Origin of the sequence: Gordonia polyisoprenivorans NBRC 16320 = JCM 10675 (assembly GCF_000241325.1) — a bacterium.
GTDB classification, from domain to species: Bacteria; Actinomycetota; Actinomycetes; order Mycobacteriales; family Mycobacteriaceae; genus Gordonia; species Gordonia polyisoprenivorans.
In genome coordinates, this window is the sequence record NZ_BAEI01000031.1 from 283,537 (window position 1) to 304,147 (window position 20,611).

Annotated in this window: 17 protein-coding genes; 7 read left to right on the forward strand and 10 right to left on the reverse strand. The window is 66.3% G+C overall.

The window, feature by feature from the left end; all coding sequences use genetic code 11:
• Positions 1 to 23: 23 nt before the first annotated feature.
• Together GOPIP_RS08715 and GOPIP_RS08720 are read right to left on the reverse strand one after the other, a co-directional pair.
• Positions 24 to 1,616, reverse strand: a complete 1,593-nt coding sequence (locus GOPIP_RS08715) for a phytoene desaturase family protein (protein ID WP_006369266.1) — start codon at positions 1,614 to 1,616, stop codon at positions 24 to 26.
• A gap of 6 nt (positions 1,617 to 1,622) precedes the next feature.
• Positions 1,623 to 2,834: an alpha/beta hydrolase family protein gene (locus tag GOPIP_RS08720; protein WP_006369267.1), complete on the reverse strand. Its 1,212-nt coding sequence runs from the start codon at positions 2,832 to 2,834 to the stop codon at positions 1,623 to 1,625.
• Between the two features lie 128 nt (positions 2,835 to 2,962).
• Between GOPIP_RS08720 and GOPIP_RS08725 the strand changes: the two genes are divergently transcribed.
• The 5 genes from GOPIP_RS08725 (at position 2,963) to GOPIP_RS08745 (ending at position 9,247) form a co-directional block, all read left to right on the forward strand.
• A complete protein-coding gene (locus tag GOPIP_RS08725) occupies positions 2,963 to 3,793 on the forward strand; it encodes an aldo/keto reductase (RefSeq protein ID WP_006369268.1) in 831 nt (276 codons plus the stop codon).
• A 34-nt stretch (positions 3,794 to 3,827) separates the two neighbouring features.
• The gene (locus GOPIP_RS08730) at positions 3,828 to 4,352 is read left to right on the forward strand and encodes a GtrA family protein (RefSeq protein WP_006369270.1); all 525 of its coding nucleotides are present in this window, start codon (positions 3,828 to 3,830) and stop codon (positions 4,350 to 4,352) included.
• The gene (locus GOPIP_RS08735) at positions 4,349 to 5,764 is read left to right on the forward strand and encodes a phytoene desaturase family protein (protein ID WP_006369272.1); all 1,416 of its coding nucleotides are present in this window, start codon (positions 4,349 to 4,351) and stop codon (positions 5,762 to 5,764) included. The genes GOPIP_RS08730 and GOPIP_RS08735 overlap by 4 nt, the downstream gene beginning before the upstream one ends.
• A gap of 146 nt (positions 5,765 to 5,910) precedes the next feature.
• The gene (locus GOPIP_RS08740; RefSeq protein WP_020172657.1) at positions 5,911 to 7,737 is read left to right on the forward strand and encodes a glycosyltransferase; all 1,827 of its coding nucleotides are present in this window, start codon (positions 5,911 to 5,913) and stop codon (positions 7,735 to 7,737) included.
• Positions 7,703 to 9,247 (forward strand): glycosyltransferase family 39 protein, encoded by a 1,545-nt coding sequence (locus GOPIP_RS08745; protein ID WP_196813436.1) that lies wholly within the window; start codon positions 7,703 to 7,705, stop codon positions 9,245 to 9,247. Before GOPIP_RS08740 ends, GOPIP_RS08745 begins: the two co-directional genes overlap by 35 nt.
• A 457-nt stretch (positions 9,248 to 9,704) precedes the next feature.
• On the opposite strand, the gene GOPIP_RS08750 is transcribed toward GOPIP_RS08745, so the two are convergent.
• Both GOPIP_RS08750 and GOPIP_RS08755 read right to left on the reverse strand, forming a co-directional pair.
• Positions 9,705 to 10,994 carry an HNH endonuclease signature motif containing protein gene (locus tag GOPIP_RS08750; RefSeq protein WP_006369275.1) on the reverse strand — a complete coding sequence of 430 codons (1,290 nt, stop codon included), beginning with the start codon at positions 10,992 to 10,994 and terminating at the stop codon, positions 9,705 to 9,707.
• A 138-nt stretch (positions 10,995 to 11,132) separates the two neighbouring features.
• Complete coding sequence (locus GOPIP_RS08755; protein ID WP_006369276.1) at positions 11,133 to 12,083, reverse strand: alpha/beta fold hydrolase; 951 nt, start codon at positions 12,081 to 12,083, stop codon at positions 11,133 to 11,135.
• A 67-nt stretch (positions 12,084 to 12,150) separates the two neighbouring features.
• Here GOPIP_RS08755 and GOPIP_RS08760 point away from each other — a divergent pair, with 67 nt between their 5' ends.
• Positions 12,151 to 12,627: a MarR family winged helix-turn-helix transcriptional regulator gene (locus GOPIP_RS08760; protein WP_006369277.1), complete on the forward strand. Its 477-nt coding sequence runs from the start codon at positions 12,151 to 12,153 to the stop codon at positions 12,625 to 12,627.
• A gap of 9 nt (positions 12,628 to 12,636) precedes the next feature.
• Here GOPIP_RS08760 and GOPIP_RS08765 read toward each other — a convergent pair whose 3' ends face one another.
• The 6 genes from GOPIP_RS08765 to GOPIP_RS08790 form a co-directional block, all read right to left on the reverse strand.
• Positions 12,637 to 13,515, reverse strand: coding sequence for a TIGR03619 family F420-dependent LLM class oxidoreductase (locus GOPIP_RS08765; RefSeq protein ID WP_006369278.1), 879 nt, complete (start codon positions 13,513 to 13,515; stop codon positions 12,637 to 12,639).
• A 129-nt stretch (positions 13,516 to 13,644) separates the two neighbouring features.
• Positions 13,645 to 15,828: a hypothetical protein gene (locus tag GOPIP_RS08770; protein ID WP_231386795.1), complete on the reverse strand. Its 2,184-nt coding sequence runs from the start codon at positions 15,826 to 15,828 to the stop codon at positions 13,645 to 13,647.
• Between the two features lie 210 nt (positions 15,829 to 16,038).
• Positions 16,039 to 16,956: a galactofuranosyltransferase GlfT1 gene (gene glfT1, locus GOPIP_RS08775; RefSeq protein WP_006369280.1), complete on the reverse strand. Its 918-nt coding sequence runs from the start codon at positions 16,954 to 16,956 to the stop codon at positions 16,039 to 16,041.
• Positions 16,953 to 17,774: a galactan export ABC transporter ATP-binding subunit Wzt/RfbE gene (gene wzt, locus GOPIP_RS08780; RefSeq protein ID WP_006369281.1), complete on the reverse strand. Its 822-nt coding sequence runs from the start codon at positions 17,772 to 17,774 to the stop codon at positions 16,953 to 16,955. Before wzt ends, glfT1 begins: the two co-directional genes overlap by 4 nt.
• 23 nt (positions 17,775 to 17,797) lie before the next feature.
• Complete coding sequence (gene wzm / locus GOPIP_RS08785; RefSeq protein ID WP_165776348.1) at positions 17,798 to 18,646, reverse strand: galactan export ABC transporter permease subunit Wzm/RfbD; 849 nt, start codon at positions 18,644 to 18,646, stop codon at positions 17,798 to 17,800.
• A 67-nt stretch (positions 18,647 to 18,713) separates the two neighbouring features.
• Complete coding sequence (locus GOPIP_RS08790; protein ID WP_006369283.1) at positions 18,714 to 19,292, reverse strand: bacterial proteasome activator family protein; 579 nt, start codon at positions 19,290 to 19,292, stop codon at positions 18,714 to 18,716.
• A gap of 95 nt (positions 19,293 to 19,387) precedes the next feature.
• On the opposite strand from GOPIP_RS08790, the gene GOPIP_RS08795 reads away from it, so the two are divergent.
• Positions 19,388 to 20,584 (forward strand): aminotransferase class V-fold PLP-dependent enzyme, encoded by a 1,197-nt coding sequence (locus tag GOPIP_RS08795; RefSeq protein ID WP_006369284.1) that lies wholly within the window; start codon positions 19,388 to 19,390, stop codon positions 20,582 to 20,584.
• The last annotated feature ends 27 nt before the right edge of the window (positions 20,585 to 20,611 follow it).

Genomic DNA, 20,611 nt, shown 5'->3' on the forward strand with positions numbered 1-20,611 from the left:
CGGGTCGGCGGGCTCGGAGTGCCTCACCAGCCCAGTACGGCCGCCGCCGCATTGCGTCCCGGAATGCCGCTGACCCCGCCACCGCGGCGGGCTCCGGCGCCGCACAGCAGTAGCCGCGGGTGCCGCGTTTCGACGCCCCAGGTGCCGACGCCGGCGTCCTCGGGTGCCCACGGCCACTGCAGCGAGCGGTGGAAGATGTTGCCGCCGGGCAGGCCCACGGCATCCTCGAGATCGCGCGGCGTCTTGGCCTCGATGCAGGCGTTGCCGTGGACGTCGGTCGCGATCACCGACGCGATCGGCTCGGCGAGAACCGAATCCAGGGACGCCAGGGTGGCCTCGACGGCGTGGGTCGTCGCGCCGGGCGCGGCGAACACCTCGGGCGGCATGTGCAGGCCGAACAGGGTCAGGGTGTGTTTGCCGGCGAGGTCGGTGCCCAGGATCGACGTGTCCGACAGTGTGTGGCAATAGATTTCGCAGGGCGGTACGTCGGGTACCTCGTCGCGGCGGGCCTGCGCCCAGGCGGTGTGGAGTTGCCCGTAGGACTCGTTGATGTGGAAGGTGCCCGCGAACGCCGCCCGCGGGTCGACGTTCGGGTCCCGCAACTCCGGCAGCCGGTCGAGCAGCAGATTGATCTTGAGCTGGGCGCCGCGCGGCGCGTGCTCGGTGTCGATGGGGTCGTCGAGCATGGTGTTGAGCACCACGGGCGCGCACGCCGCGTGCACCATCGAGCCACGCACCCGACCGATGCGTTGCCGATGACCGCCGGCCTCGGTGGCGCTCGCCTCGGTGCGCACGAACTCGACGGTCCCGTCGGCCGGGTCAACGCCGACCACCCGGCAGTTCGTGTGGATCACCGTGCCGGCGGCCAGCGCCGCCTGATACAGCGCTCCCGACACCGCGCCCATCCCGCCGACCGGGACGTCCCAGTCGCCGGTGCCGCCGCCGATGAGGTGATAGAGGAAGCAGATATTCTGCCGCAGCGAGGGGTCGTGCAGGTCGGTGAAGGTGCCGATCAGCCCGTCGGTCGCGACGATCCCGCGCACGACGTCGTCGTCGAAGTACCGCTCGATGAGTTCGCCGAGCGGCCGGCAGGTGAGCAGCTCCCACAGTTCGGCAAGGGAGGAGTCGCCGTCGGTCACCCGTGCGCGGATCTCGTCGGCCGAACGCAGCGGCTCGATGAGGGTGGGGAACAGGCGCCGCGCGATCTCGCCCATCCGCTCGTACACCCATTGCCACGCCCCGAATTCGGTGTCGCTGCCGGTGGCGCGCGCGAAGGCGGCGGCGGTGGCCTGCTCGTCGGCGGTGTCGACGAGCAGGCCCTTCGCGGGATTCGACGGCAGTGGCGTGTAGGACGAATACCGTCGCCGGATCAGTTCGACGTCGAGTTCGAGGTCGGCGATGATCTCGCGCGGCATCAGCGACACCAGGTAGGAGTAGCGCGAAAGCCGTGCTGCGACACCGGGAAACGCCATTGCCGAGATGGCCGCGCCGCCCACATGGTCGGCGACCTCGAGTACCAGCACGGACCGGCCCGCCCGTGCCAGGTAGGCCGCCGCGGTCAGCCCGTTGTGCCCGGCGCCGATGATGACGTCGTCATAGGTCGCCGTGGCGGTCATGGTGGGCTACTTCATGATTCGCGCGACGAATGGGGTGGAGTCGGGTATCGAGGCGAGCACGGTCCCCGAGTGGTCCTGCGTCGGGTAGACGTGGAAGTCGACGGGCTGGCCCGCCGCGACCATCTGCGCGTACAACGACAACGCCGACGGGGCCGGCACATCGGTGTCGAGGAGTCCCTGCCCGAGGAAGATCGGCCGGTCGTACCCCGAGAACGGGGTGCCCATGTATTCGGTCAGCGCCGCACGCACATTCGGGATCGACGAGACCGGCTTGGCGAGGAACTCGCCGAGCGTGACGCCCTGGACCACCGGTTGCATCTCCGCGTAGCAGAGCGTGCGGGCCTTCGCGATGATCTGCCGTCCCTGCGGGGTGAGGATGCCCGGCACGTTCAGGTCGGGGCGGGCGTCGGCGAAGCCGGCGAGGATGTAGGCGGTGTAGATGTTCAGCGAGGTCGGCAGGGCGACCGGGGCCGGCGCGCCGAGCGCCACGACCTGCTCGATGTTGGCCGGGGTGCCGGTGGCGACCACCCCGCGGTAGTCCAGTCCGCTACCCGCCGAGAGTGCCGTCGCACGGCGCGCGGCGTTGAGTGCGGCGCCGGCGCCCTGGGACTGGCCGACGATCGCCCACTTCTTGGCCAGCGGTAGATCCATCTGCTGCGCCGCGCGGACCGAGTCGACCACCGACTGGGCTTCCGCGGTCCCGCTCAGGTAATTCATGAAGCCCGGTGTGCCGAGCCCGACGTAGTCGGTGGCGACGATCGCATACCCCTGATCGAGCCAATGGCCCAGGTAGGTGGCGTCGCGGTCACTGTGCGGCAGCACCGACGGCGCGCAATTGTCACCGAGGCCGGTGGTGCCGTGCGCCCACGCGATCACCGGATATCCACCGGCCGGTGCGGGCCGCTTGGGCAGGAGCACCTCGCCGGAGCTGACCGCCGGGCGTCCGTGGATGTCACGCGTCGAGTACAGGACGCGGTAGGCACGACCGGCTGCGGGGATGCTCACCGACGACGCCAACGGCACCTGCGTGATCAGGGCGCCGGGCGCACCGATCGGTCCGGAGTAGCCGGTGGCGTCGAGTCCGGAGGTGACCGGAGCGGGGGTGGCGTCGTCGTCGGCGTGGGCCGGAGCGATGGCCAGCGCCGGTAGTGAGATCAGGGTTGCGATGGCGACAGAGGCGAGGGTGAGACGGCGGGTGCGCCGGAGGCGGTGGAACATGGATCGAACCTATCGCCATCGGTTCCCCGCCGTGGCGGCTTGGTCTCGAAGTTGTCCGGCCATCCCGAGTTGTCGGGCCGTCTCCGGTTATCGGGCGCCGGCACCGTCTTGCCCCATATCCTGGGCAGATGGACATACCGTCGGTCACCCTCGCGTCCGGATTCGCGTTGCCGCTGGTCGGCCTCGGCACCTTCGACATGTTGGGAATGCCGTGCGCGCAGGCGGTTTCCCACGCGCTCGACTCCGGGTACCGGCTGCTCGACACCGCGTCGCGTTACTCCAACGAGCTCAGCGTGGGCATGGGGATCGAGGAGTCGCAGATCGACCGCTCCGAGGTGATCGTGCAGACCAAGCTCGGAGGTGGCGACCAGGGCTTCGACGAGGCGATCACTGCGGCCAAGGAGAGTGCGCGTCGGCTCGGGGTGTCCTGGATCGACGTCTACCTGATCCACTGGCCGTGCCCGAGCCTGGGCCGGATGGTCGACTCCTGGAAAGCGCTGCTCACGCTGGCCGACGAGGGGTTCATCCGGGTGCCCGGTGTCTCCAACTTCCGTGAACACCACCTGCAGGCGCTCTACGACGAGACCGGGCGATGGCCCGAGGTGAACCAGATCCAGTGCTCACCGGCGCTGGCCCGCGGCGATCTACGACAGTTTATGCAGGACAAGGGAATCCATGCGCAGGCGTGGCATCCGACCGGGCGTAAGGAGGGCATGCTCGGCGACGCCACGATCATCCGGTTGGCCCGCAAGTACGGCAAGTCGCCCACGCAGATCGCATTGCGGTGGGCGGTACAGCAGGAGATCGGCGTGGTGCCCAAGTCCTCACACAAGGGTCGCCAGCTCGAGAACATCGATCTGTTCGACTTCGAACTCGACGCGGGCGACCTCACCGATCTCGAAGAACTCGACCGCGGGGAGGGCGCCGCCCGCAACTCCGACATCGAAGAGGAGTTCTGAACGGGCGCGGTGTCCGAGGGTCTAGGGTGGCAGCGTGCCAGACCCCATCCCCGGTGAGCCGAACGGCCCGCACGAGACGAGCCCGCACGAGATCGGGCACGACGATTTCGCGACCCGGCATGCGCCGATGGTCCCCGAGCTGCCTCTCGACGATCAGGAGGCGTCCACCAACGTCCCGCTGGCGACGCAGATCTTCCGGTTCATCGTCACCGGCGTCGGTTCGGGCATCCTCGACTTCGGTCTGACCGCGATCCTGCAGTACGGGCTCGGGGTGCCGGCCGGATTCGCCAAGGCGGTCGGCTTCGTCTGCGGAACCACCACCGCCTACATCTTCAATCGGCGCTGGACCTTCCGCGCCGAACCCAGCATGGCCCGCTTCGTTGCCGTCGCCGTGCTCTATTGCGTGACGTTCGTCGTCAACGTCGGTGTCTACACCTTCCTGTCGCACCTGTGGCCGGAGGAACTGCTCTACAGCCTGCTCGCCTACGTCATCGCGCAAGGCTTGGCGACGATCATCAACTTCATCGTCCAGCACGCGGTGATCTTCAAGATCAAATGACTCGCGCGGTCGTCGTCGGTTCCGGCCCGAACGGGCTGGCCGCCGCCGTCCGCCTGGCCCAGGCCGGGCTCGACGTCGAGGTGCTCGAGGCGGCCACGGACATCGGTGGGGGAACCCGCAGCAGCGAGCTGATGCGGCCGGGTGTCCTGCACGACCACTGCTCGGCGTTCCATCCGCTCGGGGTGGCCTCGCCGTACCTCGCATCGTTGCCGCTGGAGCGGTACGGGCTGCGGTGGCGGTGGCCGGAGATCGACTGCGCCCATCCCCTCGACGACGGCACCGCCGGACTGCTGTACCGCGATCTCGATGCCACCGCGCGGGCGCTGGGTGCCGACGGTGCGCGGTGGAAGGCGCTGTTCGGCCCTATCGCAGCGCGAATGGACGACGTCGCCGTGGAGATCCTCCGGCCCGTCGCGCACCTGCCACGGCATCCGCTGGTCCTCGCGCGCACGGCCCTGCGGGTGCTGCCGCCCGCAACGATCCTGGCGCGCTACCTGCGCACCCCGCAGGCGCGTGCGCTGCTCACCGGGATGGCCGCGCACGGCTTCACCCGGCTCGACCGGCCGGGGTCGTCGGCAGCCGGCGTGATGCTCGTCGCCGCCGGGCATCGCCACGGGTGGCCGGTCGCGCAGGGTGGCTCGTCGTCGATCACCGCGGCGCTGGCGGCGCTGCTGGGTGATCTGGGTGGCCACGTTCACACCGGCGTGCACGTCCGTGATCGCGCCGATCTCGCCGACGCCGACGTCGTGGTGCTCGACGTGTTGCCGGAGGCCGCCGCGCAGATCCTCGGTGATGCGATGCCCCGTCGGATACGCCGCACGTTCGGACGCCGACGACCGCGTGCGGCGGCGTTCAAGGTCGACTACGTGATCGACGGTGAGGTCGGCTGGACCGCGCCGGGCTGCGAGCGTGCCGGCACGGTCCACCTCGGCGGGACCTACACCGAGATCGCCGACGCAGAACGACAGGTGCTCGCCGGGACGATGCCGCAACGGCCGTTCACCCTGGTCGGGCAGCAGTGGCTCGCCGACCCGGGTCGCGCGGCCGGCAACCTGCATCCGTTGTGGGCGTACGCCCACGTACCCGCCGGATATGACGGTCCGGCGGCCGAGGCGATCACCGCGCAGATCGAACGATTCGCGCCGGGTTTCGCCGAACGCATCGTCGACATGCACGTCACCTCGCCCGCTCAACTGGCACAGGACAATCCGAACAATGTGGCCGGTGACATCGGCGGCGGTCCGAATGATCTGCTGCACCTCGTGGCGCGGCCTCGGGCCACGGTGCGGCCGTACGGTACCGGCGTGGACGGGGTCTATCTGTGCTCGTCGTCGACCCCGCCGGGCGGTGGTGTGCACGGCATGTGCGGGTTTCACGCTGCCGGAGCGGCGCTTACCGATCTCGATCGGTAACGGTGAGTGGTCGGGGCCTCCATGAACAGTGTGTGGCAGCAACGGACACGTCGTGTCGGGCGCGTCGCTGATGGTTCGCTGTGAGCTAGTCTCGGTTCGGGTTGGGGTGACCGCAACTCGCCACGTCCACCGAATATCGAGGGCCGATGCAGCAGGAAAATGACCGGATGTTGGTACAGCGAACTCTGTTCGCGGGGCCGAATCCCCGTGTGGTTCCGGGGATGTACGTCGACGCCAACGCCGCGTTGGTGCGTTCGGATCGGACCGCGGTCCGGATGGAGCCCGGTGCGATCCTCAGTACCAACACGTATTTCGGCCGTTTCGCCGCAAGCTACTGGCAGCGCTACACCACGCTCTCGTCGGTCCGGCTGGAGTTCGATCACGAGTGTGCGCCCGATGCGCTGTTGCGAGTAGAGGTCAAGGCCTCCGATCCGAGCGGCCGGTGGCGTCCGATCGACGCCGTCGAGGTGACCGGTCGTGGCCGGGCGGTTCTCGATCTCGATGTCCGGCGCTTCGTCGACGGTGGCGCAATCTGGTTCGACGCCACCGCAATCGGTGGTGGTGCACGGATCCGGGAGGTGACGTGGTCGGTGCCGCGGCCGCAGCGCAACCGGCTGATGTCGGTGGTGATGTGCACGCACAACCGCCCCGCCGACGCCATCTCGACGCTACTCACCCTGGCCTCGGACCCGGTGGCGCTGGACCTGATCGACTCGGTGTACGTCGTCGACCAGGGCACCGCGCGCGTCGACGCCCACGAAGACTTTCCGAAGGTCAAAGATGTTCTGGGGCCAAGGCTTCAGTACCTGATCCAGCCGAATCTCGGTGGTGCGGGAGGATTCAACCGCGGTATCCACGAGCTGACGAAGACCGGCGAATGTGAGACCGACATCGTCGTCATGGACGACGACATCCTCTGCGAGCCGGAGTCGGTGGTGCGACTGTCGGCGCTGGCCAACAATGCGTCCCGCCCGGTCATCGTCGGCGCGCAGATGCTGTTGTTGTCGGAGACCTATCGCGTGCACATGACCAGCGAGTGGGAGGCTCTCGACGAGCTGAAGGCCGGAACTCCCGGTGCTTTCGGCAAGTCGGGGCTCAACGCGCTCAAGAAGCATCAGGATGCGCGCAGCGACGCCGGATGGAACGGCTGGTGGACGTGTCTGTTGCCGGCCGAGGCAGTGGTGGCCGCGGGACTGTCGTTGCCGCTGTTCTTCCAATGGGACGACATCGAATTCGGCATCCGGGCCCGCAAGGCCGGGTTCGCGACGGTGACGCTGCCCAATGCCGGTGTGTGGCATGCCGATTTCCACCTGAAGGATTACGACGACTGGTCGCGATATTTCAGCTGGCGGAACGCGCTGATCGTCGCCTCGATCCACGGTCGGTTCGATCCGACGGAGGTCGCCACCACCGTGGCCCGCGAGATCACCGGGCACATCGTCTCGATGCAGTACGGACTGGCCGAGACATTCCTGCTTGCGGTGCGCGACTTCATGTCCGGCCCGTCGATACTCGCCGACGGTGGACGCACCAAACTCGCCGAGCTGTCGGAGCTGCGCTCGCACTATCCGGACACGGTGCGCCACGAAGCCGTCGAAGGGTTGGTCGGCGACCCGCGTATCGTCACCAAAGGCCATGAACCGCAGGACAACAAGCTCGACCAGGTGATGGTCAAGCGGGTGGTGCAGCAGGTGCTCGGTCGTGTCGGCGGTGGGCGGGTGGCCATCCCGGCACACAGCGCTCGCTGGTGGCATGTGGGTCTGTTCGCGGAGGCGATCGTCACCGACGCGTCGCAGACCGGCGTCCGAATCCGTCGGCGTGACAAGCAGATCGCAGTGCGACAGCTTCGCGAGCTCGCCACGCTGTGCCTGGACCTGCGTAAGAATGCACCGGCGTTGGCCGCGCAATGGCAGGCGGCGCTGCCGGAACTCACGAGTCATGAGAACTGGCAACGACTTTTCGACGGCGACTGAGGCGCCACGCACCGACCGGCGGCGACTACTCGTCGCCTGCTCGGTCGTCGGTGTGGTCGGTGTGTTGCTCTCGGCGCTGGGGTCGTGGCGTCCATCGTTCTGGTACGACGAAGCTGCCACCGTCTCGGCGGTCGATCGCAGCTACGCGCAACTGTTTTCGCTCGTGCACCACACCGACGGTGTGCACGCCCTGTACTATCTCCTGCTCAAGCCGTGGACGGCGCTCTTCGGGTTGTCGGAGTTCTCGGTGCGTTTCCCGTCGGCGATCGCGGTCGGTGCGGCCGCCGCGGCGTTGGTTGTGCTCGCGAATCGCTTGTGGGACCTGCCCTTCGGGGTGATGGCCGGGCTGGTGCTCCTCACCGTCCCGCGGGTGATGTGGGCGGGCAGCGAGGCCCGGTCCTATGCGGGCACGCTGTTCTTGGCGGTCGTGCTGACCTGGTTGCTCGTCGTGGCCGCCGATCGTGGCCGATGGTGGTGGTCGGGCTACGGGGTCGTTGCGATCGTCGCAGTGGTGTGGTTCTTTCTCGCGGTCACCCTGCTCGCCGCGCATGCCGCTTACCTGGTGTTGCGGCAGCGCAGCGCATTTCGTGGCTTCGGTGTCACGGTGATCGCAGTGATGATCCTCGTGTCACCGTTCGCCTGGTGGGTCCACGGACAGCGTGCGCAGATCTCGTGGATTCCGGAGATGTCGGTGCAGCGGGTGGTGACCTACGCCCTGTGGGAGTTCTTCGTCGGGTCGTGGCCGTATTTGATCGTCGCCGGTGTGGTGGTGGCCGTCGCGCTCGTGGCGGCGGTGTTGACGTGGTCGGTCGAGCGCGCCGGGCTGTTCGCGCTCGCCTGGTGTTGGCTGTTGATTCCGGCGGCGGTGGTCTTCGTCATCTCGTGGACCGGGACCCAGTTGTATGCCCCCAGGTATCTGGTGTTCACGGTGCCCGCCCTTGCCCTTCTGCTGGCGTGGTCGGCGAGGACGGTGGCCCGCGAGAACCGTTGGATCACCGTGGTCGTGCTGGTGGCGCTCGCAGCTGCCGCGACACCGGAATACCTTGCTCAGCGTGGCCCGTACGGCCGTATGGGCGGTACCGATTTCTCCGCCGTGGGTGACTACATCGGTGCTCACGCCGCTCCAGGGGATTGCGTCGCCTTCGATGGAGCGCCGTCGTGGAGTCCGGAGTCGCAGCGGGTGGTGTTGCAGACCAAGCCGGGCGACTTCGCCGTCCTTCGCGACATCGGACCGAAAATCGATGCCGCACAGTCGGGCCGACTGTGGGACGTCCCGAAGCCGGTGTCGGCGTACCGAGTGTTCGCGCAGGGCTGCGCGGTGATGTGGGTGGTCACCGACGGTGAACGTTCACGCGCATCGGTGCTCTACCCCGGCGGCATGTCGGACTGGTTCTTCCAACCGTTCCACTTCACCAATTCGGAGCTCTACCGAGAGATCTCGGCCGCCGGACTCCACATCACCGGCCGCACGCAGTTCAACCACTCGCAGGTCGTGCGCATGCAGCGCTGAGCGGGTTGAACGCTCGGCCGGTCTCGAGGCTCGCCGCACGCGGCTCACACCTCGACCATCGGGGGGACCGTTCCCACCCGGGCTTCGTGCCCGATGGCCGTCCTATCCCGGTGGTCGAGGTGCCGAGGAGCGTTAGCGACGAGCCTCGAGACCTCTTGTGCCGACGGGCTTCCGGTCCACGGTGGTTCGGTTCCAGCTCTGCTGCAGGTGGTCTCGAGGCTCGCCGCACGCGGCTCGCACCTCGACCATCGGGGGAAGACGTCCATCCCGATGGTCGAGGTGCCGAGGAGCGCCAGCGACGAGCCTCGAGACCCCTTGTGCTGACGGGATTCCGGGCCACGGGCGGCAGCTCGAACACCTCGACCATCGGGATGGGACTATCTCTATGGAGTTCTCAAACAACAGATGCGGTCCCGGCGATGCCGGGTGCGGGAATCAGGTTGTGGGGCAGGGTAGGTCAGGCTGCGGTGTCGTCGAGTCGCATGGTTCTGCGGTGATACGACGGTATCGGCCGTCGTTTCGGGTCGACGCTTGCGGGTGGGATCAGCCAGGGGTGTCGGTCGAAGCCCATGATGATGTCCCAGCCGTGGTGGTGCACATCGTCGTGGCAGCTGGTGCAGAGGAGGCAGCCGTTGTCGAGGTCGGTGGGACCACCGTCGGCCCAGTGGTGCAAATGGTGTCCTTGGCAGCGTCCGGCGTGGGCGCCGCATTTGATACATCCGCGATCACGCACGAGCAACGCTTTGCGTTGTCCTGGGGTGAAGAAGCGTTTCTCTTGACCAACACTGAGCGGTACACCGTTGGGATCGAGCATGATTTTGGTGATGGTGGTGTCACAGGACAGCAGTTTGGCGGTGGCTTCGGTGATCGGACCCATGTTCTGCAACTCGCCGCCGAGTGCCGGGTTGTCGGCCGACCATGTCCACAACAGGCCGTTGGTCGGTTTCGCTGAGAAGGTGGTGTCGGCCAGTCCTTGTGCCGCGAGTTCGACGATCGTCTCGAACGCGGCAGCACAGATCTGCTCAGGCGTCCGCGGATCGGGTGACCCGTCGGGTTGAGGTTTCGGCGCCGACAAGGTTTCCATCAACGTCCGGGTCTTTTCGCCGGCGATGATGTCGAGGTTCGCTGAGATCTCCAGCCGGCCGTCGTCGGTGATGCGGTCGGTGTAGGAGTTGATCTTCTTGTCCTCTGAGGCCGGTAACCCGCCGGGCGTCTCCGCGGCGAGCTCGTTGCCCAGCTGCCGTGCGTAGAGGTTGATCTCGGCGGGAGTGAATCCGGCGAAGTAGTGCGACAAGAGTTTCCGCAGGTACTCACACCGTTGGACGGTGTCGAGGGGTTCGGGGGAGCGGGTGTCGATGTGCGCCAGTCCGCGGACGATGGCGTCGGTGTGTTCGGAGGAGATGGACCCGTCCGCAGCGTGCGCCAACAACAGATCGACATCGGTGGTGCCGGCCATCCGCACGTACCGACCTGCGACCGAGGGTGCGAAACCCATGCTGATCAACAACTCTCGCAGTCGGGTCGTCTTGTGGTCGGCGACCCCGAGTCGGTCCATCTCACCGGTGAGGGTCGTGGCGTGGTGATCAACCAGGTTCCGCAACAACAGGACCTGCTTCATCGCACCGAAGGCCTGGGGCCCGGTCATCTCCGGATTCCATTGCAGGCCGCTGAGTTGGGTGACGATGTCGGCGAAGACTGCCTCGGCGTCAACATCTTTGATGTCAAGAGAAGTGGTGGTGTCGATCATGGGCCCTCCCCAGCGGCTGATCGGTGCGATGCCTCTATGGTACTCGAACGTATGAAGTAAGGCAAGGGTGTTCGACAGATCTGTGCAGGGAAAGATGCTTGTGGACAACGGGATTGAGTGCCGGGCCCAACTGGAATCTCATGTCGGTGGGGTGTGATAGTGGCCTGTCGGCATTCGAGTTGCATCGGTTCGACGCTCCGCGCGCCACCCGCCGGCGAACTGGGTGCATGCGGAAGTGAGCACTGTGGTGACGGCCGGCCGCGGCAGCATGGGAAGTGAGTGGTGCGTGGCCCCGTCGATGATGTCAACCTGGCAGTGAGACAGAGAATTTCGTGCTGAGTCGGCGATCTTGCCGACGTCGTGGACTCTGCTGTTTGCCGCGAGGATCACCGACACCGGCACCGTCAACTCGGCCAGCGCCGCCGTCTTCGGTCGGCGCGGGACGCGTGGTCGAGTGGAGGGGAAGTGTGCGGCGCCGATCGCCGACAATTCGAGCCACTGATGATCCAACGCGGCACCGCCGGTTTCCCATTCGAGAAACGTGCGCTGCCGAGAGCGACTCGGCCGTAGCAGAATCGGTACTGCGTGGGCGAGGTATTGCATCCGCATTGGTCCAAAACATGAATTGGGGTCGAGCAGCACCAGTCCGCTCACCTGTTCCGGATGCCTGAGTGCAAAGGCCAGGGCGACCATCGCGCCGTAGGAGTGGCCGACGAGGATCGGACGGTCTGCGCGCAGAGAAGCCAGCGTCGTTTGGAGCCATTCGAGAACATCGTCGACCGACCGGATGCGGTCGCGTCCAGGGACGGATAGCCCGGGGTCTCCGATGAAGTCCACTGCGTGGCAACGCCGATGCGCGCCCAGGGGTTCGGCGACGGTGAACCATTCCGTCAGTGTCGCACCGGCTCCTGGCAGCAGTACGAGATCCGTGCCGCTGCCGCGGCCCCATGATGTCGTGTGAGTCGTGCCGAATCGGGATGGCAGATCGGCGTCTGTGGCGTCTGTCGGCCAGTGCTCACGTAAGGCTTGGTAGAGGCCGAAGAACTCGCGACCAGCGGGGGTTGAAGTGAACGCGTGGCCGTCAGCCATGACAGTCCTCTCGAAAATCGAGTAAGTCGATCATCAAGGTAATTGATCGATGAGGTACTGTCGAGCGATGCGCCGCGACGACAACCTCGACGATTCGCGACCGGAGTATCGGCTCATTCGTGAGTTGCGCGCGTTGACGGTCGAATTGGACCTGTTCGGGGCGCAATTCGCGAAGTCCGAAGGGCTTCACGCCACCGATCTGCGAGCGTTGATCGTCCTGCTGGAGGCCGAACGCGATGATCAGGCGGTAACGCCGGCGGTGCTCGGTCGTACCCTGGGTGGACTCAACTCGGCGACAGTGACTGCCATTCTCGATCGGCTAGAACGACGCGGGATGGTCGTGCGAACGCCGGATCGCGACGACCGGCGCCGAGTCCTCGTCGAGGTGACCGAGCACGCGGGAACTGTTGGAAGAGGTTTTTTCGGTCCGCTGATCGTCCCGGCGGTGGAGGCACTGAAGGACTATGGTCAAGCCGATCTGCGGCTCATCGAGCGCTTTCTCGACGATATGACGCGAATCGTCACCGACGTGCGGAAGAAGTGATCGCTGCCCTCAGTTGTTGACCTTGGCGATCACGTTGTCGGCGTACCAGTTCAGGTGATCGAGCTTCTTCTGTAGGGGTTCGGTGTCTTTGCCGATGATGTAGGGCAACCGGAAGCCGACGATGACATCGGTGATGCCTTTGTCCTCCAGTCGCTTACAGCCGTCGACGGTGTAGGCGTCGAGCGAGATGACGTGGATCTCGAAGGGGTCGTTGAGTTTTCCCTCGGCCTTGCGGATGTCGGTGATCTTGTCTAGCAGGGCGTCGAGTTCCTCGGGCGGCCCACCACCGTGCATCCAGCCGTCGCCGCGGACCACCGCTCGGCGCAGCGCCGCGTCGGCATGACCGCCGACGAGCAGGGGAATCGGTTCGGTCGGAGCAGGTGCCATCTTGATCTTCGGGATGTCGTAGAACTCGCCGTGGAACTCGAAGTACTCCCCGGAGGTGAGCCCACGGAAGATGTCCATGCATTCGTCCATACGCTTTCCGCGCCTGCGGAAGTCGACCCCCATGAAGTCGTAGTCCTCGGGCCAGGGGCTCGTGCCGACCCCGAGCGCGAGCCGGTTGTTGGTCAGGTACGCAACCGAACTCGCCTGTTTGGCGACGAGGGCCGGCGGGCGGACCGGCAGCTTGAGCACGAACGGTGTGAAGCGAATCGTCGAGGTGACCGCTCCCAGGGCGGCCGCCTCGATGAAGGTCTCGATGAACGCCTTGCCCTCAAGGAACTCTCGATTGCCGTCGGGCGTGTACGGATAGGTCGCGTCGGACTCTTCGGGGTAGGCGAGTGAGTCCGGAATCGTGAACCCCGCATATCCCGCTGCCTCGGCGGCTTGCGCGAGCGGCGCGTAGTAGGCCGGATCGGTCATCGCCTCGGCGAAGGTGAAACGCATGCTCTACTCCCGGATAGCCCGTCGTGGTCCGTCTCCACAGTAGAACACGTTCTAGTTTTGCGGGGCAAGGTTGCCGAATCGCTGACAAAGAGCCCAACGCGCAGGCTATCGAACCGCCGATCAGCCCGCCTATGCCGCCGGTGCAGTATCCGACGCCGGGAAGGGGCGGGAGTTGCCGGTATCAGTCGAGGGCGAGTTGACTCCGCCATCGGTCTTCTCGGCCGGCACATCGGAGGGCGCGCTCTGTTCGTCGGAGGCAGAATCTCCGGTACCCGACGAACCTCCGGCATCCGACGCTCCGACCGTGCCGCTCTCGGTCCTCGTGGTGGGGGCTTCCGGCGCTGCGTGTCGGGGAGTCGTCGTGCCGCTGCTGGAGAACTGCGACGCCTGGTCGTCCGGGAGTGCATGGCGTCCCGAGGCGGTGACATCCGGCAAGGGGGAGCTCTCGGCCGATGCGTTCGACGGCGCCGGGGCGTTCAACTCCGGGATCTGGGTTGCCGCAGTCGCGAGGGCGCCGGTCGATTCGGCTGCCTGAGTCGACGCCTCGACGAGTTGCCCGGACGATTGGTTGATCGCTGCGGTGGCGGCGTCGGCGAGCGCCTGCGAAATCTGTGTCGCGGTGGGCGTCACATATTTGGTGAACAGCGGTGACAGAACTCTCTGCAGAGTGCCGATCGGATCACTCAGGGCCCCGCCGGTGGGGTCTTCGATCTGGGCCAGCTGGAAGATCATGGCGGGCGTCAGTGCGATCACCGAGTTCGGGACGCTGCCCAGCAGATCCGAGATCACCTCGGGAATGGCTGTCGACGGCGATCCCGCAGGTGCGGAGCCGATTTGGAAGCCGGGTAGACCGACTCCCATGAACGACGGCCCGCTCATCCCGAAGCCGTTGGGGCCCATGTTGAATGATCCGAGCGAGTACACGATCGGGATGGTGGCCTCACCGAGGTCGATGGTCGCGATCGTCCATCCCGAATCGTAGGCAAAGCCGTCCGGTCCGAGATGGCTCGACTGCAGCAGCGATGTCTGCTGCGCTCCGATCCCCAGCGACGGGATCGACCACGACGACGACCGGCTGCCCAGCACGGTGTCGACCGACTGGCCGGTGGTGGTCACCAGACCGGGTGACAGTTGCATGCCGGTGGTGAAGAGGTTGTCGGGCAGGCTGATTCCCGCTGCGTAGACGGGGACGGTGATCACCTGGTCGTCGGCACCGTCAACGCCGGGGACGACCACCTGGGTCGCCGCGGCCAGCCATCCGGCAGTCCCGCCGAGTGCGCCGGCGTAGCTGCCGCCCGCCTGCCGCTGGATCACCGAGAAACCGCCGACCCTGATGCCATCAAGAGCCGAGAGCGCCTCCGAAACAGCACTATTCGGATCATACGTGGTGGTGTGGACCTGGTTGCCGTGTTCGTCGGTCTCGCCGACCCACTTGGTGCCGATGGGAACACAGATGCCCCACACGCATTTCGTCACGATCACCGTGGACCCCTCCGCCACCACCAGCGCATCGGGGTGATTGAGGTTCTGGCCGAACAGTGCTTTCAGTTCGTCGGAGGTGATGCCGTTCATCGTCACCTTGTCCTGGCTGATCCAGGTGGTGCCGGTGGCTCCGAGCCAGCTGGTACTTCCGGTCCAGCTCGTCGAGGTGCGGGTGCCGGTCCAGAAACCGAGAGCGTCGTCAATCGAGGGGATGCCTGTCAGCGTTCCGGCGTGTTGGGTCACGCGATCGCCGCCGAGTCCGTCGACGACGTCGGCCAGCCCATTCTGAATGGTCGTATTGACGTTGATCCCGTTCAGCTGCAGTAACGCGGCGCCCATCTTGGTGTACACGGATGCCCCGCTTCCCAGTGTGCCGGCGAGTGGAGCGGCTGCCAGGGCCTGCGCGACCTGTGGGCTGATCCCCGACAGCGTCGTCGTGGCGCCGGGTACGTGGCTGGTGTCGGGTACTGCGAGCAGCAACTGCCCACCCTGTGTCAGGGCTTGCAGAAAATTGAGCTGTTCTGTGCTGGTGGAGTATTCGCTCGTGGTCACCGGAACCCACCCGGCCGGCAGCGCGGCGTGCGCCGGTGCCAGCAGGGCGATCTGGGTTCGGCCGAGGTTGTCGGCAATGGTGATGAGGTTCTGGACCGTCGCATACGTGTTCTGCGAAACCTGTTGTGAATCGATGGATTCCGCATACGCTTGCCCGGCTGTTCCCGCGGCGATGACCACGCCGGCGCCCAGTGCGACGACGGCTCTGCGGAGCTTGCGAGTTCGGCGGGTCTCGGCGCGGGCGGCCATGCGGCGTTCTTTCCTGGTGGCTGACAGCATCGTTGCCGGTCCTCTCGTCTCGCGCCCCGCCCAGGAACGAGTGAAACGCAGGCAATCGAGGCCCGGTGTCGGTTTCGCGCACTTTCATCCGATCGAAGGAAAGTCGTCCGCCGCCCGAAGGATTCGCGTACATGTCGCCGATTCGGCTGCCGCACAGACGATCCAGCGATCCTTTGTCGGCGGAAAGGGGGACCTCGGCCTCGTCCCCGACTACTGGTTCGGCCGGACGAACCGCTCCCGCCGGCCGAGCCGCTGCAGGCGCAGCCACTCGGAGAAGCCCTTGACGTCGTGCTGTTGCACCAGGAAGTACCAGCCGAAACGCGCATACTCCTGCGGGAGCAGCTTGCGCATCCCGGGCTGACTCATCAGGTAGCCGCGGTTGCGGTAGGTGAAGAACCGCTTGGTCGGGTTGTCCGGGTACTGGGTGTGCATCCGGCCGCCCATGATCGGCCGGAACTCGTCGGAGCCGTAGGGGTGCAGATACGCAGTGGTCAAACAGGTTCCGAATGGCAGACCGGACCGCTGCAGCCGGCGATGCATCTCGACCTCGTCACCGCGGAAGAACAGACGCAGGTCCGGCACGCCGACCATGTCCAGCGTGTCCGCGCGGAACAGGGCTCCGTTGAACAGCGACGCGATGCCGGGCAACAGATCGTCGCCGCTGTCCTCGCCGTTCTCGAACAGCTCGGAACGCTTACGCCGCCAGGCGATTCCGCGTCGAAGCGGAAATGCAAGGGTATCCGGATCGTCGATGTTGACGACCACCGGTGACACCTCGGCGAGGTCGTGGCGGGTTGCGCAGCCCAGCAGGATCTCGAGGACCTCGGGCCCCTCGGGTCGGCCGTCGTCGTCGGCGCACCACACCCAGTCGGCGCCGAGGGCCAGTGCGTGCAGCATGCCCAGCGCGAAACCGCCCGCCCCGCCGAGATTCCGCTCGGATCCTAGATACGTTGTCGGAACCGGCTGAGCAGCAACGAGTTCGGCGACCGCTGCCTCATCGGCATTGTCGACGACGACGATGTGGTCGACGGGCCGGGTCTGCGTGGCGAGGACCGACAGTGATGCGGCCAGCAGCTCCGCGCGCCGATGGGTGACGACGACCGCAACGATCTTGTCGCGCATGCTCATTCGGCGGTGTCGGCTTCCTTCTTCAGGCCGTCGAGAACCTCACGCACATGCGATGCCGCCTCGGGACCCTCATAGGCGTTCACCACGTCCTCGATGCCGCCGTCCATGCGCACCTCGCCGTGATCGATCCACAGGGCGCGGTCGCACAGCTGGGCGAGGAATTCGTTGGAGTGGCTGGCGAAGACGAGGATGCCCGAGCGCTCCACGAGTGCCTCGAGGCGGGTCCGCGCCTTCTTCATGAACTCGGCGTCGACGGCGCCGATGCCCTCATCGAGGATGAGGATCTCTGGATCGATGCTGGTCACCACGCCGAGGGCGAGTCGCACCCGCATACCGGTGGAGTAGGTGCGCAGCGGCATGTTCAGGTAGTCGCCGAGCTCGGAGAACTCCGCGATCTCGTCGGTCTTCTTGAGCATCTCCTTGCGGGTCAGTCCCAGGAACATGCCGCGGATGATGATGTTCTCGTAGCCGGAGATCTCCGGATCCATGCCGACCCCGAGGTCGAAGACAGGCGCGACGCGGCCGGTCACCTGACAGTGGCCGCGCGTCGGCTCGTAGATCCCCGACAGTAGTCGCAGCAACGTCGACTTACCGGCACCGTTGTGCCCGACCAATCCGACGCGATCGCCGTGCTCGAGATGCAGATTGATGTTCTTGAGGGCCTCGACGACGATCACGTTCGACGCATTGGCGCCGATCACGCCGCCGGCCGCACCGATCACCGATTTCTTCAGCGAGCGCGTCTTGGCGTCGAATATCGGGAAGTCGACACACGCATCCCAGGTGTCCACCCGGACAGTGCTCTTGCTGGTCGCCATGGTTGTCGCCTTATCTCCGCCGGTCACACCCAGTAGGCCACGCGGGCGCGGTAGTTGCGCATCACGGCCAACGCCATCAGCCAGCCGACGATCGTGCAGCCGATCACGACCGCCCAGTGATAGAAGGCCACCGACTCACCGAGCAGCGGGCCGCGCGCGATGTCGAGGTAGTGATACATCGGGTTGAGTTCGACGAGTTTGAGTCGCTCGGACTTCTCTCCGGTCTGCTTGCCGAGGTTCTCGGTGGTCCAGATGATCGGCGTCATGAAGAACACCAACTGCACCGCGGTGGTCAGCAACTGGCCGATGTCGCGGAAGCGGGTCGAGAGGATGCCGAAGACGATCGACACCCACACACCGTTGATGACGAACAGCGCGATGGCCGGGATGACCAGCAGGGCAGTCCAATTCAGCGGCTGCGGGAAGATGATCAGGATCGCGATGTAAATGACGATGTTGTGGGCGAAGATGATCAGCTGCCGCCACACCATCCGGTAGACGTGCACGCTCACCGGCGACGGCAGCTGTTTGATCAGTCCTTCGTTCTTCGAGAACACCTCGGCGCCCTCGAGGATCGAGTTCTGGATGAAGTTCCAGAAGATGAACCCGAGCGTCACGTACGGCAGGAACGACTTGATGTCCATGTGGAACAGCTCGCCGTAGAGCAGGCCCATCGCGACCGCGGTGACACCGGTGGCGATGGTGATCCACAGGGGACCGAGCAACGAGCGGCGGTAGCGCTGCTTGATGTCCTGCCACCCGAGATGCAGCCACAGTTCGCGGGCGTTCAGACCCGCCGACAGGTCGTCGAACGCCCGGCGCATGGACCGCGACGTCGCACCTGTGGGCGGCGGAGGGACCCGCCCCTGCATCACTTCGGCTGACACGAGGCCACAGCATACAAGCGCCGGGCCCACCGCCGGCGTTCAGAGGTGCCGATCAGAGGTACTGGCCGGTGCTGCCGTGTCCGCCCGCCGACGGTGTCATCCCCGGGGGCAGCGCACCCTGACGCATCTGCTCGAGTTGAGCGCGAGCAGCCATCTGCTGGGCGAACAGGGCGGTCTGGATGCCGTGGAAGAGCCCCTCGAGCCAGCCGACGAGCTGGGCTTGGGCGATCCGCAGCTCGGCGTCGGACGGGGTGGTGTCGTCGGTGAACGGCAGGGCCAGCCGCTCGAGCTCCTCGCGCAGCTCCGGTGCCAGCCCGTCCTCGAGTTCGCGGATCGACGACTCGTGGATCTCGCGCAGCCGGTTACGGCTCGCCTCGTCGAGCGGAGCCGCACGGACCTCTTCGAGCAGTTGCTTGATCATCGTGCCGATCCGCATGACCTTCGCCGGTTGCTCGACCATGTCGGCGACGTTGGATCCGTCAGAGGACTCCGAGGAGGAGTCTTCCGACGCAGCCTGGGTACCCAGCGGCGAATCGGCACCCAGGACGACGACCGAATCGTTGTCGGTCTCGGACGCTCCGTCGCGATCGGGGGTGGCAAAGGGATTCGCATTGTTGCCGTCTATGACCATGTTCTCCATTGTGCCCAACCCGCTTGCGGCCAACGCACGGAACCGGTCATCGGATACCCGCCGATCGGCGCGCAGGCCGCGTCTATCGTGGGGCCATGCCCTTCGACGTCGCCCATGCGCGTGGACTTTTTCCCTCGCTCGGCGACGGCTGGATTCGCTTCGATCCGCAGGCCGGGATGGTGATCCCGGACTCGGTGGCCTCCGCGGTGTCCCGCGGATTCCGACAGCTCGGGGCGTCGGCGCGGGGCCGGTATCCGGCGGCGCGGGAGACCGCCGAAGCCCTCGACGGCGCCCGCCGGGCCATCGCCGATCTGGTTGCCGGGCAGGCCTCCGGCGTCGTCCTCGGACCGTCGCGTTCGGTATTGCTGTGGACGCTCGCCGAGTCGATCAACCCCAACACATGGCTGTCGGGCAACGTCGTCGTCAGCCGCCAGGACGACGAGCCGAACATCCTGCCGTGGGTGCGCGTCGTCGACCGTGTCGGCGGCACTCTTCGATGGGCCGAGATCGACGTCGAGACCGGAGAACTGCCGACCTGGCAGTACGACGATCTGATCGACCGGCACACCGCCGTCGTCGCGGTTCCGCTGGCTTCGTCGACGCTGGGCACCCTCACCGATGTCGGCGACATCGCCGCGCGGGCGCGGGAGGTCGGCGCGATGGTCGTCGTCGACGCGTCGAGCGCCGCGCCCTACCTTCCGCTCGACATCGACGAACTCGGCGCCGACGTCGTCGTCGTGTCCGCCGAACGGTGGGGTGGGCCGCGGATGGCGGCGATGGTCTTCGCCGAGCCGCGCGCGATCGACCGGTTGAACACGATGTCATCGGATCCGCATGCGGTGGGGCCCGAGCGGCTCGAGATAGACGAGCATCAGGGCGCTCTGCTCGCCGGTCTGGTCGCTTCCGTCGAGCATCTCGCGGGTCTCGACGAGACTGCGCTGGGTAAGCGTCGGCGACGGCTGACGACCGCTCTCGACGGCGTCAACGAGTATTTGCAGCGGCTCGGTTTCTACCTCGTCAATTCGCTTGACCAGCTCAATCATGTGTCGGTGATCGGCAAGAGCGACAACCGGGTGCCGTTGGTCAGCTTCGCCGTCGACGGCGTCGGGGCCGATACCGTGGTCCGCAGGCTTGCCGACAACGGAATCTGTGCGCTCGCCGACCTACCGAGCCGTGCGCTCGCCCGGATGGGCGCCGGCGATTTCGGAGGAGCTGTCACCGTCGGGCTCGGGCCGTATTCGACACCTTACGAAGTCGATCATCTCGTGCGGACACTCGGTTCGCTGGCGTGAAGTGGACAACTTCTGTCGGTCGCCTGA